Source organism: Idiomarina sp. MD25a (genome assembly GCF_001870515.1).
GTDB lineage: Bacteria > Pseudomonadota > Gammaproteobacteria > Enterobacterales > Alteromonadaceae > Idiomarina.
Genome location: NZ_MDGT01000005.1, coordinates 139925 through 156958, shown reverse-complemented (window position 1 = coordinate 156958; position 17034 = coordinate 139925). Strand labels below are relative to the sequence as shown.

At 47.5% G+C, this 17034-nt stretch carries 16 protein-coding genes; 14 read left to right on the top strand and 2 right to left on the bottom strand.

Features of this window, described 5'->3' with window-relative positions:
* Positions 1 to 7 precede the first annotated feature (7 nt).
* From BFR57_RS11590 to phoU, 14 genes are all read left to right on the top strand, one after another.
* A complete protein-coding gene (locus BFR57_RS11590) occupies positions 8 to 1384 on the top strand; it encodes a MotA/TolQ/ExbB proton channel family protein (protein WP_071464144.1) in 1377 nt (458 codons plus the stop codon).
* 2 nt (positions 1385 to 1386) lie between these two features.
* Positions 1387 to 1917 (top strand): MotA/TolQ/ExbB proton channel family protein, encoded by a 531-nt coding sequence (locus BFR57_RS11585; protein WP_071464143.1) that lies wholly within the window; start codon positions 1387 to 1389, stop codon positions 1915 to 1917.
* Position 1918: 1 nt separating this feature from the next.
* A complete protein-coding gene (locus BFR57_RS11580; protein WP_006956345.1) occupies positions 1919 to 2326 on the top strand; it encodes a biopolymer transporter ExbD in 408 nt (135 codons plus the stop codon).
* Positions 2327 to 2328: 2 nt separating this feature from the next.
* On the top strand, positions 2329 to 2931 hold the full coding sequence (locus tag BFR57_RS11575; protein ID WP_006956344.1) for an energy transducer TonB: 603 nt from the start codon (positions 2329 to 2331) through the stop codon (positions 2929 to 2931).
* 13 nt (positions 2932 to 2944) lie between these two features.
* On the top strand, positions 2945 to 4210 hold the full coding sequence (locus BFR57_RS11570; protein ID WP_071464141.1) for a tetratricopeptide repeat protein: 1266 nt from the start codon (positions 2945 to 2947) through the stop codon (positions 4208 to 4210).
* Between the two features lie 144 nt (positions 4211 to 4354).
* The gene (locus BFR57_RS11565) at positions 4355 to 5287 is read left to right on the top strand and encodes a porin (protein WP_071464140.1); all 933 of its coding nucleotides are present in this window, start codon (positions 4355 to 4357) and stop codon (positions 5285 to 5287) included.
* Between the two features lie 68 nt (positions 5288 to 5355).
* Positions 5356 to 6285, top strand: a complete 930-nt coding sequence (locus BFR57_RS11560; protein ID WP_071464139.1) for an AEC family transporter — start codon at positions 5356 to 5358, stop codon at positions 6283 to 6285.
* 98 nt (positions 6286 to 6383) lie between these two features.
* Positions 6384 to 7070 carry a phosphate regulon transcriptional regulator PhoB gene (gene phoB, locus BFR57_RS11555; RefSeq protein WP_071464138.1) on the top strand — a complete coding sequence of 229 codons (687 nt, stop codon included), beginning with the start codon at positions 6384 to 6386 and terminating at the stop codon, positions 7068 to 7070.
* Between the two features lie 10 nt (positions 7071 to 7080).
* Positions 7081 to 8388: a phosphate regulon sensor histidine kinase PhoR gene (gene phoR, locus BFR57_RS11550; protein WP_071464137.1), complete on the top strand. Its 1308-nt coding sequence runs from the start codon at positions 7081 to 7083 to the stop codon at positions 8386 to 8388.
* A gap of 106 nt (positions 8389 to 8494) precedes the next feature.
* Positions 8495 to 9478 carry a phosphate ABC transporter substrate-binding protein PstS family protein gene (locus tag BFR57_RS11545; protein WP_071464136.1) on the top strand — a complete coding sequence of 328 codons (984 nt, stop codon included), beginning with the start codon at positions 8495 to 8497 and terminating at the stop codon, positions 9476 to 9478.
* A gap of 63 nt (positions 9479 to 9541) precedes the next feature.
* Positions 9542 to 11815 carry an ABC transporter permease subunit gene (locus BFR57_RS11540; RefSeq protein WP_071464135.1) on the top strand — a complete coding sequence of 758 codons (2274 nt, stop codon included), beginning with the start codon at positions 9542 to 9544 and terminating at the stop codon, positions 11813 to 11815.
* A gap of 22 nt (positions 11816 to 11837) precedes the next feature.
* Entirely contained in the window at positions 11838 to 13499 is a 1662-nt protein-coding gene (pstA, locus tag BFR57_RS11535) for a phosphate ABC transporter permease PstA (protein WP_071464134.1), read from the top strand.
* Positions 13500 to 13526: 27 nt separating this feature from the next.
* Positions 13527 to 14342 (top strand): phosphate ABC transporter ATP-binding protein PstB, encoded by an 816-nt coding sequence (pstB, locus tag BFR57_RS11530; RefSeq protein ID WP_071464133.1) that lies wholly within the window; start codon positions 13527 to 13529, stop codon positions 14340 to 14342.
* An 11-nt stretch (positions 14343 to 14353) separates the two neighbouring features.
* Positions 14354 to 15076 (top strand): phosphate signaling complex protein PhoU, encoded by a 723-nt coding sequence (gene phoU / locus BFR57_RS11525; RefSeq protein WP_071464132.1) that lies wholly within the window; start codon positions 14354 to 14356, stop codon positions 15074 to 15076.
* On the opposite strand, the gene serA is transcribed toward phoU, so the two are convergent.
* Positions 15073 to 16302 carry a phosphoglycerate dehydrogenase gene (gene serA / locus BFR57_RS11520; RefSeq protein ID WP_071464131.1) on the bottom strand — a complete coding sequence of 410 codons (1230 nt, stop codon included), beginning with the start codon at positions 16300 to 16302 and terminating at the stop codon, positions 15073 to 15075. The genes phoU and serA overlap by 4 nt on opposite strands.
* The gene (gene rpiA / locus BFR57_RS11515) at positions 16303 to 16971 is read right to left on the bottom strand and encodes a ribose-5-phosphate isomerase RpiA (RefSeq protein ID WP_071464130.1); all 669 of its coding nucleotides are present in this window, start codon (positions 16969 to 16971) and stop codon (positions 16303 to 16305) included.
* Between the last annotated feature and the right edge of the window lie 63 nt (positions 16972 to 17034).

The window sequence follows — 17034 nt, the reverse complement described above, 5'->3', positions numbered from 1 at the left end:
TCCCAAGATGTCGATGAAACCAATGAAACTATTAATCAGCGCAGCACTAACATTAGGTTTGGTAGCTGGCGCGCAAGCGGCACCTAAGCCGCAAGATCCTATCAACCTTGATCAGTTGCTTGAGCAGCTTCAGCAAGGTAAATACGCACAGTCGGAAGAAAACAAAGCTCGCTTAGAGCGTTTCCGCCAGCAGGAGCAAGAGCAAAAGCAAATGTTGCGTGATGCCATCGCACAGCGTCAAGCGCTAGAGCAACAAGCGTCAGACTTAGAGACACGCTTTGAAAGCAATGAGACTAAATTAGGTAACTTGCAAGATACCTTGACGCAAAGCATGGGCTCATTAAAAGAACTCTTTGGCGTATTACAGCAAGTGACCAATGATGCTGCGGGTAGCTTCCAAAACTCTGTTATTTCAGCTCAGTATCCCGGTCGTTCTGATGAGCTAAAACAGCTATCTGAGCAAATCAGTAACTCGTCTAAACTGGCGTCTATCGAAGATATCGAGAAAGTTTGGCTGGCGCTACAAAAAGAAATGACCGAGTCAGGCAAAATTGCGGAATTCTCAGCGCCTGTTACTGAAGCTGATGGTGAGAAAGATGTCGAAGACGTCTTGCGTGTAGGAGCATTCAACCTTGTTTCAGATGGCGCGTACCTCGAATATAACGCAACCACCGGAAACATCGCTGAATTAGTCCGTCAGCCAGCAGGACGTTTCACTGAGAGTGCTGAAGAGTTGCAAGACGCTTCAAATGGCGTGGTCGCCTTTGGTTTGGATCCGACGGGCGGCTCGATTCTTGGGTTATTGGTACAGGCGCCAAGTTTAAAAGAGCGTGTGGACCAAGGCGGAACTGTTGGCTACATCATTCTCGGACTCGGCTTAATCGGTTTGTTGATTGCACTTGAGCGGTTCGTATCACTTATGCTCATTGGCAACAAAGTTAAACGTCAGCTTAAAGCGCCGCAACCGAAAGAAGACAACCCTCTGGGTCGCGTTATGCTGATTAAAGACAAGTTCCCCGATGCGGATACTGAAACACTCGAACTCAAACTCAGTGAAGGTATCTTACGCGAAGTACCGAAGATTACTCGCAACCTCACGTTTATCAAGATCATTTCGGTTGTCGCGCCGTTGATGGGTCTGTTGGGTACGGTAACCGGTATGATTAATACCTTCCAAGCAATTACCTTGTTTGGTACCGGTGACCCGAAAATGATGGCGGGTGGTATTTCGCAAGCATTGGTTACCACAGTGCTAGGCCTTGTTGTCGCGATTCCGATGACGTTGCTATTCGCAATGTTACATACACGCAGTAAAAACATGATCCATATTTTGCAGGAGCAAGCATCAGGCATTATTGCTGAACGCTCTGAGCGAGGAGAATAGTCGTGTTATTTCTGATTGAATTCAGCAATGCGATTAGAGATTTCATCGAGGCCGGCGGGCATGTCCTGCTGGTCATCGGAACCCTAATCTTTAGCATGTGGCTGATGATACTCGAGCGAATTTTCTATTTTTTCAACGGCCATCGCAAAGCGGTCAAAGATGCGCGCAAACGCTGGAAAGAGCGCGAAGATAAATCATCGTGGAATGCTGAACAAATTCGTCAGGCGATGATTTCTCGTGTTGCGCTGGGTCTCGGCGGCAACCTGCCAGTAATAAAGGCGTTAGTCGCTTTATGCCCTTTGCTTGGATTAATGGGTACCGTCACCGGCATGATCGAAGTGTTTGACGTGATGGCTATCACAGGAACTGGAAGTGCTCGTTCGATGGCATCGGGTGTTTCTAAAGCCACAATCCCAACGATGGCCGGTATGGTCGGAGCACTATCTGGAGTATTCGCCGCAACTTGGTTGCAACGGACGACACGCCGCGAGCGAATGAAACTAGAAGATCGAATTTTATTGGAGCGTCACTGATATGAAACAGCATTTTGCCAACTTAGTTGAAGAAGAAGAGAGCGCTATCGACATGACGCCGATGCTCGACGTAGTTTTTATCATGTTGATCTTCTTCATCGTGACAGCCTCATTCGTGAAAGAGTCGGGCATTGATGTTAACCGTCCAGACGCAGCCACTGCTGTGCAAAAGAATCGCGCCAACATTTTGGTCGCAATCAGTGACTCGAATGAAGTTTGGATTAATAAGCGCCAGATTGATTTACGCGCGGTTCAAGCGAATATCGAACGTCTTTATGCCGAGAATCCGCAAGGATCAGTCGTTATTCAGGCCGATGAAGAGTCAAATACTAAAACCCTGATTGAAGTCATGGATGCGGCACGTGCTGCCGGTGTGTTTGATGTTTCAGTAGCAACGGATGAGCAGTAATTATGAGATATATTGCCGCGCTATTAGTTGCCGCCGCAGTCACCATTGGGCTGTTCTATTTAATGCAGTCATTAATTAGCTCAGGTGAGGGCGCGATGTCGGAGCCGGTAAAGGGCAGTGTTTTGGACTTTGTGCGCACGCCTGAACCCGAACAGGTTCAGGAAAAAGAGCGCAAGCCAGAACGTCCGCCGGAACCTGAACAGCCACCAGAAGACTTACCACAACCGGATATGAGTTCAGATGTTGATACTGATAGCTCGGGGTCTTATGACTTTAGCGCCGATGTCAGTGCCAGTGCGGATATTGGTAATGGCGCATCTTTACAAGCGAGCGATGGTGAGTATTTGCCTATCGTTAAAGTTCAGGCAACTTATCCTCGTCGTGCGCTTCAACGTGGCATTGAGGGCTATGTAGTGGTCGAGTTTACTGTGACCAAACAGGGTTCGGTGAAAAATCCCGTGGTTGTTGAAGCAGAGCCACAAGGGATATTTGAAGACTCAGCCATGGAAGCGGTATTGAAGTTTAAGTATAAGCCACGTGTTATCGACGGTGAGCCGGTAGAAGTAGAAGGGGTGCGCAACCGCATGACCTTCGAAATGAATTAAGGTGAGGTGAGCAATGAAACATCTTTTATTAAGTGGCGTAATTGCTTGGGTTGTAGGTACTACGCTCGTTCAGCCTGTGCTGGCTCAGACAACGGAACGCGTACCGGCATTGCGTGAGAAAGTATATAGCCAGTTAGCTCGTGCACAAAAAGAAGCAGAAGATAATGGTGTGCAAGCCGGTTTGGCTGCGTTGAAGTCGGTCGAGGATCGCGCAGATAGCATGAATAGCTATGAACGTGCGATGCTCTGGAACTTCTACGGCTACACCTATTATGACAACGAGCAAGTGGATAAAGCCATCGATTACTTTGCCAAGGTGGTTGAGGAGTCGCCGATTCCTGCCTCTTTAAAAAAGAACACATTGTTTAGTCTGGCACAGTTAAGTCTGACCCAAGGCGATTTCGAGGAGACACTCGGGTACTTGGACCGTTGGGAAAAGATCGCTAAGGCGGACGAGTTGAGTAAAGCGTGGGTACTTAAATCTCAAGCATTATACCAAGCTGAACAGTTTGCTGAAGCATTGCCATTTATTCAGAAAGCAATTACTGCGGCTGATCAAGAAGACAAAGCGCCACAAGAGAACTGGTTAATACTCGCTCGCGCGATCCACTATGAGCTCAAGCAAACTGAGCAAGTGGCGGCTGTACTTGAGCGTTTAGTAAAACTTTATAGCAAACCCGAATATTGGCTGCAGTTGGCTGGTATTTATGGACAGCTTGACCAGAGTAAAAAGCAATTAGCAGTGCTTGAGGCGGCTAATCAACAGGGATTTATTGATAGTCCAGGAGAGCTGCGTAACCTCGCTCAGGTTTACTACATCAATCAATTGCCTTACAAAGCTGCAAAAATTATGCGAGACGGCTTTGACGCTGAAAAAATTGAGGCAAACTTAGCTAATCGTAAGTTTTATGCACAAAGCTTGATGCAGGCGCGGGAATATCAGCAAGCGCTGGATGCTTATTTATGGGCTGACGAAGTCAGCGAAGATGGTGAGATGTTAGCTCAAGCAGCGCACGTTGCTCTTAATTTAGATAAAAATGAACGTGCTACGGCTCTTGCCCAACAGGCACTCGATAAGGGTAAAGTGCGTAATGAGGGTAATTTGTGGCTGTTACAAGGAATGGCGGCAGTTAATCAGCGTAACTATGAAGAGGCTGTTGACTCGTTTGCTAAAGCCATTGAGTTCCCAGAGAGTAAAGCGGCAGCGCAGCAGTGGCAGCGGTACGCAAAGAGTCAGGTCGATTACCAACAGCGCGTTAACGAAACCGCAATGAATTAGTCATGCTTCTGCAATAAAAGGTACATAAAGTAAGAAAACTGTAATAAAATCTACATGATGTTTTAACTAAACGTTCATTTTCACGCGTAGTTCACGGCAAAAACCGTAAACTACGTGAATGACTGAAACAATCGTGTGGATTTTATGCTTCGATATTTTATGTATGCTGCACTGGTGTGCAGCGCGGTAAGCGCATATGCTGAAGATAATAGTGATGCGCTAACCGTTTATGGTCGAGCCAACGTCGGCTTGTTATACAGCGATATTGCGGACCAAGATGATACGGAAGTCAAAAGCTACTCATCGCGTTTTGGCTTAAAGGGCTATCAGTCGCTCGATAATAATCTTGAAGTTTTTTATCAATTTGAGTGGGGTGTTGACCTCGCAGGTTTTGATGAAGATGACTCTATTAGTGACCGTAACCAAATCGTCGGTTTACGCGGCGACTTTGGTACTTTCATGCTAGGTCGTTACGATACCTTTCTGAAAGACTCTCAAGGCGCTATTGACCAGTTCAAAGACTATACTGCAGACCTTAAGTATCTATTCGAAGGTGAAGTTCGCGCTGATAATAGTCTGACTTATTACTCGCCCGCTTATAAAGGCTTCAAACTGGGCTTTACCTATGTGTTTTCGGACGATGAAGGCGTAGATAATGGTCAATCTTTTGGTCTGATCTACGGTGATGAGAAGCTCAAAAGCAGCGATATCTATGCCGCGCTCGCATTTGATAATGAGGTCGATGGCTTCGACATCGTGCAATTCTCTTTCGCTACTAAAGTTAATGATATTAAGCTCGGTTTTGCTGCGCAGGATTATCAGTCAGTTGACGGCATAATCAGTGCTCAGGGCGTTTTGGTCAGTGCCGCCAAACGCTATGGCGCGTGGGTGCCTAAGATTCAGTATCAAGTTATTAAAGATGACGACCGAGATCACTCGATCTCTGTCGGAAGTGACTATTATCTCGGCGACAACACGCGTTTGTTTGCTTTTTACACTGCGCGTAACCGCGATATCCAGCAGCAGTTAACAGAAGACTACCTTTCTATCGGTATACGTCACGATTTTTCTTGGTAAGATAGATAGGCGATGAGCAGCCACCCTTTGGCTGCTCTATCTATTGAGCCAGATAATCGAGTGACGTCATGACGAATCTTATTGTACTTGCCATCTATTTGCTGATTGGCGTAGTGATTAAACGCGCTGGGAAGTTCCCTGATAACACTGCGCAAGTGCTCAATTTGTACGTCATTTACGCTGCTTTACCGGGTGTTATTTTTACCAAGATCCCTGATTTACACTTTTCTTCCGATCTAATTATTCCAATTATTACCCCGTGGCTACTACTGGCAATGAGTGCCGTTATGGTATTGCTGCTAAGTCGTTGGTTTAATTGGTCGCGCGAGGTAACAGGGGCGCTGCTGATCTGCGTACCACTTGGAAATACTTCGTTTTTTGGCTTTCCCATGATTGAAGCCTTCTATGGCAGTGATGCGATTGTATATGGACTGCTCTACGACCAGTTCGGCTCGTTTTTTGGGCTAGCTATCTATTCAACAATTATCATAGCGCTGTATCGTCCGCTTGCGGCCGGTGAGTCTGCAGAGCGTCCGCGCATTATGGATATCATCAAGAAAATCGTGCTGTTTCCACCGTTCATTGCGCTGATAATCGCTCTAATTATCAAAGATATGGCTTACCCTGAGGTATTCTCGGTACTCACCGAGTCGTTGGCGGTCACGTTGGTGCCTGTCATCATGGTCGCTGTCGGGTTTCAGTTAAAATTCCGTTTACCGAAAGGCAGTAAAACGCCACTCACCGTCGGCTTATTGCTTAAATTACTGGTGATGCCCGCGGTGACCTTGTTGGTATTGGCATCTACCACGGGTATTGAATCCACTCTGGTGCAAGTCACTATTTTTGAAGCCGCAATGCCGCCCATGATTACGGCGGGCGCCGTTGCCATAATGGCCGGTTTGGCACCCATATTATCGGCCGCCATGGTCGGCTATGGAATTTTACTGGCGTTTGTGACGCTGCCGTTTCTACATCAATTACTTCAGTGGCTGCAATGAAATCGTGACAATGTCACAAAAGTGACCTAGTTTAATAAAACTGTCATAATAATTGTTAATACTATGTCGCATAGTTTAACGAGTCAGGAAACCAATCAATGCCGCGTAGAATTCTCATAGTAGAAGATGAAGCACCAATTCGCGAAATGCTGAGTTTTGTTATGGAGCAACATGGCTACCAAGCCGTTGAAGCTAAAGACTATGACAGTGGTCTAGCCAAAATTGCAGAACCTTATCCAGACATGGTTCTTTTGGACTGGATGTTACCGGGTGGCTCAGGCATTCAACTCGCTAAGAAAATCAAAAGCGATGATTTCACCCGCAATATTCCGATTATTATGCTAACAGCACGCGGTGAAGAAGAAGATAAGGTGCGCGGACTCGAAGTGGGTGCCGATGACTACATCACGAAGCCGTTTTCTCCGAAAGAACTCATGGCACGTATGCGCGCCGTTTTTCGTCGCGTTGCGCCGACTGTGCTTGATGAGCCACTAGAGATAGAAGGCCTAAAACTCGATCCTGTATCACATCGCATTTCTACTCAAGAGAGCAGTATCGATATGGGGCCTACAGAGTTTAAGTTGTTACACTTTTTCATGACGCATCCCGAGCGTGTTTATAGCCGTGAGCAGCTGCTTGACCAAGTGTGGGGCACTAACGTCTATGTGGAGGATCGTACGGTTGACGTCCACATTCGTCGCTTGCGTAAAGCGTTACATGAGCATGGTTACGATCGTTTGATTCAAACGGTTCGTGGCGTCGGCTACCGCTTCTCAAGCCGGTAACTAGACGTCTATGGATAGGGAATATAGTAGTTTTGGTGCACTTAAGGGATTAGCACTTTACTTAGTGCCTTTTGCCATTATCGGCGCCATTTTCGATGTATTTTGGCAGGCGATGTCTCTATCCATGGCGGGCCTATTGATCTGGCACTATTACTACCAACAAAAGCTTACCGATTGGCTTTGGAATAGCCGTAATATGATGCCACCGACAGCTCCGGGTAGCTGGTCCTACATTTACGATGGCATTTACCGTAATCAACGCCGCAGCCAACAACGACGTCGGTCGCTAGCTCAGTTACTGCGCCGCTTCCGTGAAGCGGCCGAAGCGTTGCCAGATGCCGCGATCGTGTTCCGGCGCGATGGTTCGCTATTGTGGAGTAACCAACTCGCACAGTTCTATTTTGGGCTTAAATGGCCAGATGATGCGGGCATGAGGTTATCAAATCTAATTCGCCACCCTGAGTTTTTCAGTTATCTGAGTAAAGGTAACTTTGAGGAAGCACTCACGATACCGTCCCCAGCACGCGATTCGCTTGATATCGAAATTCGCGTCATGCCTTACAGTGACGATCAGTACCTGCTGGTGGCTCGTGATGTAACGCAAATAAAACAGTTGGATAATTTACGTAAAGACTTTGTCGCCAACGTTTCCCACGAACTAAAAACACCATTGACGGTACTGCAAGGTTACTTAGAAATGGTCGAAGATCCCTCAATGACACCGCCGGCGATGATGACGAAAGCGGTCGGAGAGATGCAACGTCAAAGTGAACGCATGCGTCTACTAATCGATCAATTATTGGAATTGTCTCGCATGGAGACGCCTTCTCATGATGTATTTGACCGAGTCGTTGATGCGCCAGTGTTATTGCAGCAATTACAAACTGAAGCTGAAAAATTAGCTAAAGCCAAATCAATTAATGTCCACTTCGAGGTTGCTCCAATTAAGGTCTATGGTAAAGAGGATGCGCTACGAAGCGCTATGCAAAACCTCATTACCAACGCGATTCGATATAATCAAGAAGGTGGTGATATTCGCGTCACGTGGCAAATGGTTGGTAGCGAAGTTGAGTTTAGTGTTGAGGATACCGGTCCAGGGATTGGATCCGAGCACTTACCTCGTTTGACCGAACGTTTTTATCGTGTTGATAAAGATAGAAATAGTGAGCGAGGCGGAACGGGCTTAGGTTTGTCTATTGTTAAGCAAGCGCTGCAACATCATAACTGCGAGCTACAAGTTAATAGCGCGCTAGGTAGAGGTTCGCGCTTTTGGTTTAGGTTACCGGCGGGGCTCAGAGTGACAGGCAAACGTCACTAAACTGACTTTTTTTTGTCATAATTGTCATTAAACTGTCACACAAATCTCATAAACTGCTGAAAATACGATCAACTCGTTTCGTGAAGGTCACATAAGGACACACACCATGAACAGGTTCAACAAGGCAGTCAAACAGCTCTTAGGCGTCAGTGCGGTAATCGCTCTGGCAGGTCCTGCGCACGCGACAGATGATTTACCTAAATATGAGAAAGTGTCGGGTTTGTCCGGCAATCTATCTTCGGTAGGCTCTGATACCTTAGCCAACATGATGACATTCTGGGGTGAAGAGTTTAAACGCATGTACCCTAGCGTAAATATCCAAATTCAGGCTGCGGGCTCCTCGACAGCACCGCCCGCATTGACCGAAGGCACAGCGAGCTTCGGCCCGATGAGCCGTGCGATGAAGTCAAAAGAAATAGAAGCATTTGAACAGCGGCATGGTTATAAGCCTACGCCGATTCGCGTGGCTATTGATGCGCTCGCGGTGTTTGTTCATAAAGATAACCCGATTGAAGGTCTGTCGATTGCAGAAGTGGATGGCATCTTTTCTTCGACACGTAAATGTGGCTTTTCAGAGCCTGTCACTCGCTGGGGTCAACTCGGCTTAACAGGCGATTGGGCGAGTAAAGATCTGCAATTGTACGGTCGTAATTCGGTGTCAGGTACTTATGGTTACTTTAAAGAAGCGGGGCTGTGTGACGGTGACTTTAAGGCCAATGTAAATGAGCAACCTGGCTCTGCCTCTGTTGTACAATCGGTTTCAACGTCGCTGAATGCAGTGGGTTATTCAGGCATTGGTTACGTGACCTCGGGTGTTCGCGCGGTACCGATTGCCCGTGGCGACAGTCACGAGTTTGTCTCAGCAACCCGTGAAAATGCATTAGCGGGTAAATATCCGTTGGCGCGTTTCCTATATGTCTATGTGAACAAGCATCCAAACCAACCGTTGAGTAAAGCGGAAGCAGAATTCGTGAAAATGATTCTGTCGCAGCAAGGGCAGGATATTGTCGACAAAGACGGCTATATTGCATTGCCACGTGCGGTTGTTGATGCCGAGTTAAAGAAGCTGGGCTTACATAACGCAGAATAGCGTAGTGTTAGAATGTAAATAGCCAGCGCTTGTGCGCTGGCTTAACACGTTAATAGGAAAGGTATGGAAAGTCAGACAGAACAGCAGCTTAAAGCGAACCAAGCGCGCTTAATAAAAGACAGACTCGCTCGTGTCGGTGTTACGACAGGTGGTGTGCTGGTGCTTGTTGCGCTGTTGTTGATATTTTTCTATCTACTTTATGTTGTACAACCCATTTTTGAATCGGCATCGGTTAAGCCGATGCATAGCTTTGACATCAAAGCCAATGACCAAACCCTAGCGCTTGGGATGGAAGAACAAGCTGAAATTGGCTATCGCTTTGGCGCGTCGGGTCAGGGCGAGTTTTTTGCGTTACAAGATAATAAGTTTGCAGATCGCAAAACTGGCGACATCATCGAACAACGTATGTTGGTGCCACAAGGTCAAATTACCAGTTTTGCGCGGTCCTTACCGGTCAACCAACAGTTTGTCTACGGTTTGGATAATGGTGAAGCCATTATCGTGCAACCCAAATTCACAGTGACTTTTCCTGAGACCGCTCGCACTCAAGGCACGCGTCAAGTCGAACGACTCATTGTACCGCGCTTTGAGACACTCAATGACGAGCAACCTCTGCAAGTTGATCAGCAAGGGCGCACACTTGAACAGTTGGCCTATGCCACAGATGGCGAGGGCATGTTGATGGCCGCTGTCACTGGCGCTGATACGTTACTAATTACAAAGTTTGCGGCAGAGCAAAACTTTTTGACGGGTGAAACATCACTCACACCTAAATATGAGCAGCGTACACTGACCGCTGCTATACGCGATATCGCGGTTACGCCCGATTTAAACAAAGTGTTTGCACTCATAAATAATCGCATTGTGGTATATGCCGTCAGTATGTCGGGTACAGTAAGTGAAAGCCAAGTAATCACGCTAAATGGGCGGCAGTTTGGCCAGGCGCAATCGTTACACTTGATGCCGGGTGCCGCGACCGTGTTAGTCACTCATGAGAGTGGCATTATCTCGCAATGGTTCGAAGTCCCTAGCGATGAAGGACGTACCTTTAAATATATTCGTCAATTTGATGCAGGTGGGCCTATTGTTGACTTAGAGGTCGAGGACTATCGGCGTACGTTTTATGCCGTTACTAACGATGGCAAACTCAACGTGTTTCATACCACGTCAGAAGCCGATCTGTATCATGAAGCGCTGCCTAACCTAGACACACAGATGATCACCATTGATCCACGTGCTAATCACCTATTAGCCGAAGCAGGGAGTGAGCTGACGTTGTTTAAACTGAATAACGAGCACCCTGAAGTGACTTGGAGCGGGCTTTGGCAAGAAGTTTGGTATGAAGGTTATCCAGAACCCTCATACACTTGGCAGTCGACATCGGGCTCAGATGACTTTGAACCTAAGTTTAGTCTGGTACCTATTTCATTTGGTACGATAAAAGCCGCACTCTATGCGATGCTGTTTGCCGTGCCGATTGGCTTGGCGGCAGCGGTTTACACCGCCTACTTCATGTCGCCCTCAGTGCGCAAAGTGGTTAAACCGACCGTGGAAATCATGGAAGCCCTACCGACGGTTATCCTGGGTTTCTTGGCGGGACTGTGGCTTGCACCAATCATTGAAGCCTACTTACCCGGTGTGCTTGCGGTGATTATCTTAACGCCGTTATCGATCATTGGTTTCGCGGCACTTTGGCAGTTGCTGCCGTCCCATATACGCACTACGTTAGGCGAGGGACGTGCGTCGCTAATTCTCGTACCGCTGGTGTTATTCGTCGGCTGGTTATCGTTCTCGATGAGTCCGTGGGTGGAAGCGCTCTTATTTGATGGTAATGTGCGTGGCTATTTGACCAATGAGCTTGGCGTCACTTTCGATCAGAGGAATTCATTGGTCGTCGGCATTGCAATGGGGTTTGCCGTGATACCGACTATCTTCTCGATTGCTGAAGATGCGGTATTCAGTGTGCCTAAGCATCTTTCCAATGGCTCGTTAGCGCTCGGTGCCACACCTTGGCAGACCCTGACAAAAGTCGTGTTACTGACAGCTAGTCCGGGTATCTTCTCGGCAGTGATGATGGGCCTAGGACGCGCCGTCGGCGAGACTATGATTGTACTGATGGCGACCGGTAATACACCGATTATGGATTGGAATATTTTCGAGGGTATGCGCACCTTGTCAGCAAACATCGCGGTGGAGATGCCAGAGTCTGAAGTGGGGAGCTCGCATTACCGCATCTTGTTCTTAGCTGCATTCGTGTTGTTTATCTTCACGTTCTTCTTTAACACCATCGCCGAATTTGTCCGTCAGCGGTTACGCGACAAATACAGTTCGATGTAGGGCTGACAGTTAGAGGTTACTCATGAAGCAATGGTTTAGAACTGGAAAGCCTTGGATTTGGTTGACGGCTGGCGCGGTAAGCGTGAGCTTGGTGGCGGTCATAGGCTTAGTGTTAATGATTGGCTGGCGCGGATTATCATTTTTCTGGCCGACAGCGATTCATCAAATGACCATCGAAACAACAACGGGCGAGACACGTACGTTAATTGGCGAAGTCTACGATAGCGAGGAAGTGCCTATTGACCGCGTTCGTCAATCGGGTGTTGAGGTCGATGCGAGCGAAGGTGAATTAATTACACGTTACTTGATGAAAATCGGTAACCGTGAATACGTGCCGTTGGATTTTACTTGGGTCGTTGAGCCAACCATCATTGACGATCAAACACCAACCGATATGGCGATAATCGAACGTACAAAAGACGGCAACTTTTATGGTCGTATCGTCGCCATTGAACAACAGGGTGAGCGAATTGCTAATCACCAAGAGAGTGATTTTCGCGATGTCCTATTTGAACGTGTTGAGCGCGCTGTCGAACTGCATGAGCAAGGTCTGGATCTGCAAGAAGATGAAATCGGTCGTATTAACTACCAGCTGAGTGAGTTAGGCCTCGAGGAGCGCCGCTTAAAATTAGAAGGTCAATTAACTGAACAGGCGCTGGCAGAACTCGATGCGGAGCGGGAACGCTTACAGACCGATTATCAACAGTTAGAAAAACAGCTGTTTGCGATACGCGATAAAGCCTCGCGCGACACACTTATTGTCGAGGACTTCCGAGGAGAAGAGGTCGCTATCCCGTTGTACCGTGTGTTGGATGTTAATTTCCCGAACGATATGCATTTACTTGCAAAGATCGGGCACTTCTTCCAGCAGATTGGCAAGTTTGTCTCTGAACCACCCCGTGAGGCGAATACTGAAGGCGGTGTTTTTCCAGCCATCTTTGGCACGGTTTTCATGGTGTTGTTGATGTCGGTGATTGTCACACCTTTTGGTGTTGTCGCGGCGATCTACTTACATGAATATGCTGGCAAAAACCCGGTGACCAAGCTGATTCGGATTGCTGTGATTAACCTCGCGGGTGTACCTTCAATCGTTTATGGCGTGTTTGGACTTGGCTTTTTCGTCTACATGGTGGGGGGGAGCATTGACCAAGTTTTTTATCCAGAGGCTCTTCCCAACCCAACCTTTGGTACGCCTGGTGTGTTGTGGTCTGCTATTACCCTAGCGATCTTAACGTTGCCAGTGGTGATTGTATCGACAGAGGAAGGGCTTGCCCGTATTCCAAGTACTTTGCGTGAAGGGTCGCTTGCGCTAGGCGCCACTAAGTGGGAAACCATCTGGCGAATTATCGTGCCTATGGCGTCTCCGGCAATAATGACCGGCCTTATTCTTGCGGTGGCTCGGGCAGCAGGTGAAGTGGCGCCCTTAATGTTGGTTGGGGTGGTTAAATCTGCGCCAATGCTTCCGGTTGATGGTAACTTTCCTTACTTCCACCTTGATCGCAAGTTTATGCATTTAGGATTCCATATTTACGATGTCGGCTTTCAGAGTCCAAACGTAGAGGCTTCACGGCCATTGGTTTATGCCACATCGTTTTTACTGATTACAGTGATTGTAGGACTCAACCTTACGGCTATCGGTGTGCGTAATCACTTACGCGAGAAATATCGTGCACTTGAGCAATAATCACTTACCAATAGAAGGGCAGCATTGATGATTTCGGTTAGTCCAAATAGCGCCAGCGAAAAATTGGATCTGGCGAATTTAACAGACGAACAGCGCGCACTCGAAATTAAGAATTTGAGTCTATACTATGGAGAAGATCGTGCGTTGCACGATATCTCGATGAGTGTCCCTAAACACGGTGTCACTGCATTCATTGGTCCATCTGGCTGTGGTAAATCGACCTTACTGCGCTGCATCAACCGCATGAACGATCTGGTTGAGAGCTGCAAAGTTAAAGGCGATATTTTACTGCACGGTAAAAACATCTATGACAAGGGCGTGGATGTCGCTGCGTTACGACGCCGTATTGGTATGGTTTTCCAGCGCCCAAACCCTTTTCCTAAGTCGGTGTATGAGAACGTGGTCTATGGTTTGCGTTTGCAAGGCGTTAAAGATCGCCGTGTGTTGGACGAAGCTGTCGAGCGCTCGCTCAGAGGCGCGGCACTATGGGATGAGGTAAAAGACCGACTGAATGCGAGTGCCTATAGTTTATCGGGTGGTCAGCAGCAGCGCTTGGTTATTGCCCGGTCGATCGCGATTGAACCGGAAATTTTACTATTAGATGAACCGACCTCTGCGTTGGACCCGATTTCGACATTGACAATTGAAGAACTCATCACCGATTTGAAGCAAAAATATACCGTTGTGATTGTTACGCACAACATGCAACAGGCGGCACGTGTGTCTGACCAGACCGCATTCTTGTATATGGGTCAGCTCATTGAATATGCCAACACCGACACGTTGTTTACCACGCCCATGGAAAAACGTACGGAAGATTACATCACTGGACGGTACGGTTAAGGAGTACAGGCATGGATAAATTAAACATGGGTAAGCACATTTCCAACAAGTTTAACGAGGAATTGGAAGCCGTGCGTAACCGCGTATTGAGTATGGGTGGTTTGGTCGAGCAACAATTAAGCGACGCCATTACGGCGATTCAAACCGCTGATGTTGAGTTAGCGGAAAAAGTGCTGAGCAATGACCACAAGGTCAATAAGCTCGAAGTCCAAATTGACGAAGAGTGCGTGCACATTATTGCCAAACGGCAACCTGCTGCCAGTGACTTACGTTTAGTTATTGCCATTATCAAGACGATTGCTGATTTGGAACGTATTGGTGATGAAGCAGAGCGCATTGCTAAAGTGGCGAAAGAAAGCTTCAGTAATGATCAACAGCAGTTACTGGTCAGTTTAGAGAATTTAGGTCATCAAATTTTGACAATGCTACGTAAAGTACTCGACGCATTTGCTCGTATGGATCTTGATGCCGCCTATGAAGTACACCGCCAAGATGAGCAGGCAGACCGTCAGTATGAGGCACTGACACGTCAGTTAATGACTTATATGATGGAAGATTCGCGTTCAATTCCTAAAATTATGAACGTATTGTGGTCCGCGCGTTCACTGGAACGCATGGGCGACCGTTGCCAGAATATTGCCGAATACATCATCTTTTTCGTTAAAGGAAAAGATGTGCGCCATGTCTCTCCGGAGAGCATTGAGCGCACAGTCAAAGGCGATAAAGCCCCTTAGAACAATTGCCGGGCACGGATCGTGCCCGGAATCGCTTTCATTTTTTCGAGCAGTTCAGTGCCATTATCGGTATCGATGTCCATCACCACATAACCGACGTTTTCATCTGTTTGTAGGTATTGGGCTGCTACGTTAATCTCAAAATCACTTAAGATACCGTTGATCGCATTCATCATACCGGGTTGGTTTTTGTGGATATGCAGTAAACGGCGAGCGGTTGCGTGCTGTGGTAAAGAAACTTCAGGAAAGTTCACCGCCGACAGTGTTGAACCGTTATCAGAGTAGTGCACCAGCTTACCGGCGACTTCGATACCAATATTTTCTTGTGCCTCAACGGTAGAGCCGCCAATATGCGGCGTTAGTAAGCAGTTTTCGATACCACATAACGGAGATTCAAAGAGATCTTGGTTGCTTTGAGGCTCCACTGGGAATACGTCGATAGCGGCTCCGGCTAAATGACCGCTGGTTAACGCCTCAGCAAGTGCTTCGATATCGACGACGGTGCCGCGAGAAGCATTAATCAGCAAACTATTTGGTTTCATTTTAGCCAGCTGGGCAGAGCCTATCATCCAGCGGGTTGAAGGTGTTTCTGGCACGTGCAAAGTCACCACATCGGCTTTTGCGAGTAGATCATCCAGGCGTTTGATAGAGCGCGCGTTACCCATGGGTAGCTTGGTCTCGACATCATAATAAATAACCTGCATACCGAGCTGCTCAGCTAATACGCTCAGTTGGCTACCGATATGACCATAACCGACGATACCAAGCACCTTTCCACGCACCTCGTACGCATGGTTGGCCGACTTCAGCCAGCCACCTTTATGCGCTTGTGCGTTTTTTTGCGGAATGCCACGCAACAACATAATGGTTTCGGCTAGCACCAACTCAGCGACGCTGCGCGTATTTGAAAACGGTGCATTAAATACGACCACACCGTGCTTTTGTGCGGCTTTTAAGTCGACTTGATTGGTTCCAATACAAAAACATCCAACGGCGATAAGCTTGTCTGCCGCAGCGAATACTCTCTCAGTTAACTGAGTACGCGAGCGGATACCAATCATGTGTACGTCTTTGATTTTCTCGCACAGCTCATCTTCATTGAGTGAGCCTTTGAGAATTTCTAGCTGGTCATAGCCTTGTTGCTTGAGTAACTCGATGGCGCTGTCATGGACTCCTTCGAGTAATAGGACTTTAATCTTATCTTTTGCGAGTGATGTAACGGCCATTTAGTTTCCCCACGTCAGCTCTTTAACACCCTCTGAGGTTGCCAGTAAGGCAACATCGGCAGAACGGGCTGCAAATAGTCCGTTGGTGACAACACCGACTACATTGTTCAGTTGTTCTTCGAGTTCAACGGCATTAAGGATATCTAAGTTGTGCACATCAAGTATCCAGTTACCGTTGTCGGTGGTCACGCCTTGACGCCAAACAGGATCGCCGCCGAGCTTGACTATTTCACGTGCAACATAGGAACGTGCCATGGGAATCACCTCAACGGGCAACGGAAATGTACCCAGTCGACCGACTAATTTGCTTTCATCAGCGATGCAGACGAACTTTTTGGCGACCGCAGCGACGATTTTCTCACGTGTAAGCGCGGCACCGCCCCCTTTAATCATTTGACCGTGTTCGTCAATTTCGTCAGCGCCATCAATATAAACAGGAACCTCAGGGGCGCTGTTCAGTTCGAAAACCTCAATACCATGTTGTTTGAGTCGTTCGGTTGAGGCGTCTGAGCTTGAAACAGCGCCTTCGATATCGTCTTTGATCTTAGCTAATTCATCAATAAAGAAGTTAACAGTAGAGCCAGTACCGACGCCGACGATAGCGCCTTTCTCGACGTACTTAATGGCAGCTTGCGCGGCTTGTTGTTTTAACTTATCGGAAGCGGACATAGCGGGGTTCCCATACAGATTGTTGTGATACTTGATGGCACATCAGTATACCGATTTTGATGA

What these genes read in the sequence shown, in the direction of transcription:
- BFR57_RS11590 (WP_071464144.1), top strand. Translation starts at nt 8, where the DNA reads ATGTCGATGAAACCAATGAAACTATTAATCAGCGCAGCACTAACATTA.
- BFR57_RS11580 (WP_006956345.1), top strand. Translation starts at nt 1,919, where the DNA reads ATGAAACAGCATTTTGCCAACTTAGTTGAAGAAGAAGAGAGCGCTATC.
- BFR57_RS11575 (WP_006956344.1), top strand. Translation starts at nt 2,329, where the DNA reads ATGAGATATATTGCCGCGCTATTAGTTGCCGCCGCAGTCACCATTGGG.
- BFR57_RS11570 (WP_071464141.1), top strand. Translation starts at nt 2,945, where the DNA reads ATGAAACATCTTTTATTAAGTGGCGTAATTGCTTGGGTTGTAGGTACT.
- BFR57_RS11565 (WP_071464140.1), top strand. Translation starts at nt 4,355, where the DNA reads ATGCTTCGATATTTTATGTATGCTGCACTGGTGTGCAGCGCGGTAAGC.
- BFR57_RS11560 (WP_071464139.1), top strand. Translation starts at nt 5,356, where the DNA reads ATGACGAATCTTATTGTACTTGCCATCTATTTGCTGATTGGCGTAGTG.
- phoB (WP_071464138.1), top strand. Translation starts at nt 6,384, where the DNA reads ATGCCGCGTAGAATTCTCATAGTAGAAGATGAAGCACCAATTCGCGAA.
- phoR (WP_071464137.1), top strand. Translation starts at nt 7,081, where the DNA reads ATGGATAGGGAATATAGTAGTTTTGGTGCACTTAAGGGATTAGCACTT.
- BFR57_RS11545 (WP_071464136.1), top strand. Translation starts at nt 8,495, where the DNA reads ATGAACAGGTTCAACAAGGCAGTCAAACAGCTCTTAGGCGTCAGTGCG.
- BFR57_RS11540 (WP_071464135.1), top strand. Translation starts at nt 9,542, where the DNA reads ATGGAAAGTCAGACAGAACAGCAGCTTAAAGCGAACCAAGCGCGCTTA.
- pstA (WP_071464134.1), top strand. Translation starts at nt 11,838, where the DNA reads ATGAAGCAATGGTTTAGAACTGGAAAGCCTTGGATTTGGTTGACGGCT.
- pstB (WP_071464133.1), top strand. Translation starts at nt 13,527, where the DNA reads ATGATTTCGGTTAGTCCAAATAGCGCCAGCGAAAAATTGGATCTGGCG.
- phoU (WP_071464132.1), top strand. Translation starts at nt 14,354, where the DNA reads ATGGATAAATTAAACATGGGTAAGCACATTTCCAACAAGTTTAACGAG.
- serA (WP_071464131.1), bottom strand. Translation starts at nt 16,302, where the DNA reads ATGGCCGTTACATCACTCGCAAAAGATAAGATTAAAGTCCTATTACTC.
- rpiA (WP_071464130.1), bottom strand. Translation starts at nt 16,971, where the DNA reads ATGTCCGCTTCCGATAAGTTAAAACAACAAGCCGCGCAAGCTGCCATT.